The organism is Microcoleus sp. B3-A4, from assembly GCF_036705385.1.
Taxonomy (GTDB): Bacteria; Cyanobacteriota; Cyanobacteriia; order Cyanobacteriales; family Microcoleaceae; genus Microcoleus.
This window is the reverse complement of record NZ_JAUBUI010000166.1, coordinates 1-4,113: the sequence shown is the minus strand read 5'-3', so window position 1 is coordinate 4,113 and position 4,113 is coordinate 1. Positions and strand designations below refer to the sequence as shown.

Genomic DNA, 4,113 nt, shown 5'->3' with positions numbered 1-4,113 from the left:
CAGAGGTACTGGAATCATAATGAATCCTCCTGTATTTATTGTTTTAAGCACTGCATAGCCTTAACTGAACTGTATTGATACATATTCACCTTTGATTGCGGAGATTATTTAATTGCACGATATCCGCAACATTACCCATCAGGAGTGGCAACCGCAAGGGGATTTCCCCTACAAATCACTAAACTATTAATTCTTGGGTCAGAAACCGGGTTTCTTGCCTCCGGGTCAACCTAAAAATCAAGAGTTTAAGTCAAGAAAGCCGATTGATTTTTTTTCTCGTTCTCAGTCAGGGGATGGTAAGGCATTTATTTCTGGGTGTGAGCCGTCTTAACTCCCAGCCTATTTCACTATACAAGACGCATCCAACACCACTACAATTTCATTCTGAAAAACCGCACAACTTGTCATTGCTGAAGCTAAGGCGGGAATTTTCCCTTGTTCTAGAGAAAGGCTCGCCTGCGGTGTAGAATCAAATTGATTTAGCCAGCCATCATTCTTTATATACTGAAGAGTCAAAGCATTGCGAGCGATTATCCAAAAATCAACTCCATAGCTATTAATGAAACTTTGCAATACAGCTCCATCGGGAGTGTATTGAGCGCGAATTAAATCGTTAAGTCGCTGCAGATATTTGCTGTAGTAGCCTTTTTGATAAGGCACTGCATATTCCTTTGCCACTAGAACAGAACGCTGACTAAATGTGGGCAAATGATCCGTATCGGTTGCGATAGAAGCAATCAAGATATCTTTAGGTTGTTGCTGAAAAAATTTGTACAAACCCGGCATTTTACCTTCTACATACCCGACTGTGGGAAATTTTTCTACTAAGCAGGGATAAAGAACAACGGCGATAGCGATTGTCGCTGTCGTAGTTAGTGCCACTATATTTTTTAAATAAAATGTTGTTGCGGCTTTTGATGCCCAATAACCGACTCCATCGATTATTAAAGTTAGGGACATCGCAGTTATAAAAACCACAATAAATCGCAAGTTGTATGCTGTATAACGACCGGGTTGATACAGCTTAAAAATGGTTGCGTGAGCAGCAAAAAACATCGCGGAGGATGCTAAAAATAGCTGAAGCAAAAGCCAGATTTGGCGTTGAATATGATTGGCTAAGGGAAAAGCCGAGCGCAAAAACAGCAGCAGCGGAAATAACAGCCCCACACAGTGAGTTACAGGCGTAAACAGCGACTTGGGAAACATCCCGCTGCCCCGCCCTGTCAACCAATAATCTTTGGGGTTTGGACGAAAAAAAGCATTTCTGCCGTCTGGTGCAAATTCGGCCATTTGCTTCGCTTCTGCTGCGGTATAAGTTGGGCCAAATTCAGAGTTATCTAAGGCATAGGGCAGCATTACTAAAAAGATTACTCCCAAACCTGTACTGCAAAACAGGTAATTAGTTCGATCGCGCGACAAGCGCAAACCGCCTTTTTCCCAGCATAGCAGCCGCAAAACTAAAATTCCAGCAGCAACCAAGGCGTAAGGAGGATAGAATAGTCCGATCAGGGCGATCGCTCCTAAACAAGGCAGCAAGGAACTGCGGGACAAATAATATAAAAAAGCAAGGAATATGGGATATATAAAAGCTCTTGGCGTTGTGGAAGCCAAATCATCGGTCATCCACATATGCTGATTTAACAGCAAAGATGCAATAAATCCAGTCATCGGCACTGGCAGCATTTCTAGGCACAGGCCAAAACAGTAATAAGTGGAGATTAAGCCGAGAAATAGCGGCAATATTTTGTGAAGAAATAGCGGATGAATACCAACTGTTGCGGCTAATTTGTAGAGCGTGCTGTATCCTGCGGGGGCGACTGATTGAAAATAATTAGCAATGAAATCGTTGGGGAATAATTCAGGATCGACAAACCGCATCATCCAGAAAACGTGCTGCCTCGCATCGTCTTGCACCATATACTCGGCGCTAAAGACTTGCTTCATTCCTAAAAGACCATAAACTGTGGCAAATGTCAAGCTCAGAGCCAACCAAAATATTGTGTGCGATCGGGATTTGCGATCGACTGTAGCAGTTAGAAATTTGTGCAACCGAGCTATTAATACCATTTGAGATTTGAGATTTGAGATTAAAGAATCAGGAATGACTGATTCTCAAACCTACGATTATATCATGCCCGGTCAATTACCCCTAATAAAAACCGCTTTACTGTCCACTTCGCCCTATTTTAGATTATTTTCCAGGTCGCACACCCGCAATTTTAAGGCGAATCCGATACAGACTTGTATTTGCCGTAATGTAAAGCGTTTTGCGATCGCTTTCTCCCCAAGCCACATTAGTCGCCGTCTCAGGCACAGAAATTTTTCCCAAAAGCTTGCCATCCGGTGAAAAAATCCACACTCCCCCCGGCCCGGTGCTGTAAACATTCCCCTCTAAATCAACTTTTAGACCGTCGGGAACTCCGCCTTGACTGGCGTCTTTTAAATCTGCTGCAAAAAGCCGCTCATTTGTAACAGTTCCGTCCGGTTTTACATCGAAAACGGCAATGTATCCCGCTTCCGAATTGTTGACATAAAGTTTTTGCTCGTCTGGTGAAAAGGCGAGGCCATTTGGCAACACCAAATCCTTAACCAGCAGAGTTAATTTTCCGTCGGATGCCAGCCTGTAAACACCGTAAAAACCAAATTCTTCCTGCTCTTTACTAACACCGTAGGAGGGATCGGTAAAATAAATACTACCGTCGGATTTAACCACCAAATCGTTCGGACTGTTGAATTTTTTTCCCTGGTATCTATCCGCCAATGTGATAACTTGGCCGTCCTTTTCTGTGCGGGATACGCGGCGATTTTCGTGTTCGGCAGTAAGTAAGCGGTTTTCTTTGTCTAAAGTATTCCCGTTGGCTTTTCCCGAAGGGCGGCGAAATACCTCAACTTGCTGATTTGATGTGAGTTTATAGATAATATTGGCGGGAATATCGCTGAACAGCAAAAAGCCGTCTGGATGCCAAATCGGGCCTTCTATAAATTGGAAATCGCCAGCTACTTTTTCTAATTTCGCACTGTCATCGAAAATACTTTGCATGGTATTTTTTTTCTCCTGGTTTTTCGTTTGGGCGGTCAACATTGTCAAATCAGATGTTAATTGGTTGGACAAATTGCTGTCAGTGAAAGGTTTTAACAGATATTTTTTGAAAAGCGTGTTGCTGAATGCTAGAGTCAAAACTATAAACAAGAGGCTGAGGGTAGCAATTTGGGCGATCATGTTGACCTTGTTAATTGCATTGAGTGAGAGTTGTAGTGAAAGCGATCATACCGCACCTATATTACATTTATATTAAAAATACAAAATTTGGGCTATTTCAAACAGATTGCCGCACCGATAACATAGTATAGTAATATCATTTAAATTTGCGATCGGCACCTGCTAATATCATTTCCGCTTGCATCAGCCCTGTAATAAAATCGAGTCAACAGTCAACAGTCAACAGTCAACAGTCATAAGGAGTGCAACCGGAATTGATATGACATTCCTGAAGTTGACACCCAGGGTAAGCTCATCTAATTTGGTATAAATTGTACTTGACAAAACCAACACAATATACAGGTTAGCCCGCTCGTCAGTAACGGTTCTATAATGCCTCAAAAGCTAAGTCATCAAGGTAAGGAAAAGTTTATGGTTATGAGTAAAGGATTCGGTCCCTCCAAGCCAGCGGAAAAATCCGAAGAACTCAACAAGCCAAAGCCCATCTCTATCGAAGATTTACAAACTGGCTTTTCAAATTATTTTGATGACGTACCAGACCCAAGAGTGGAGCGAACCAAACAACATTTACTCAAAGACATTCTCGTCATTGCCCTTTTAGCGGTCATAGCCGGAGCGGATGGGTGGGAAGACATGGAAAATTATGGAATCAGTAAGCTTACCTGGTTACAAAAGTTTTTAAAATTACCCAATGGCATTCCGAGTGATGATACATTCCGTCGGGTGTTTGAAAAGTTAGACCCCAAAATGTTAGAGCAAAAATTAGCTCAATGGATCAACCAATTAATCGGTTCAATTAGCCAAGAAGTGATCCCGATTGATGGAAAAAGTCTGAGAGGATCTTATGACCGACAAAAAGGGGTAAAAAACTTACATTTAGTGACGGCGTGGGC

At 42.3% G+C, this 4,113-nt stretch carries 3 protein-coding genes; 1 reads left to right on the top strand and 2 read right to left on the bottom strand.

Going from position 1 to position 4,113, the window contains the following annotated elements; all coding sequences use genetic code 11:
- Window positions 1–339 precede the first annotated feature (339 nt).
- On the bottom strand, window positions 340–2,067 hold the full coding sequence (locus tag QUB33_RS28810) for a hypothetical protein (protein ID WP_333357891.1): 1,728 nt from the start codon (window positions 2,065–2,067) through the stop codon (window positions 340–342).
- A 124-nt stretch (window positions 2,068–2,191) separates the two neighbouring features.
- Window positions 2,192–3,040: an SMP-30/gluconolactonase/LRE family protein gene (locus QUB33_RS28805; protein ID WP_333357888.1), complete on the bottom strand. Its 849-nt coding sequence runs from the start codon at window positions 3,038–3,040 to the stop codon at window positions 2,192–2,194.
- 552 nt (window positions 3,041–3,592) lie between these two features.
- On the opposite strand from QUB33_RS28805, the gene QUB33_RS28800 reads away from it, so the two are divergent.
- On the top strand, window positions 3,593–4,113 hold a 521-nt coding region (locus tag QUB33_RS28800), incomplete at its 3' end, for an ISAs1 family transposase (RefSeq protein WP_333357878.1).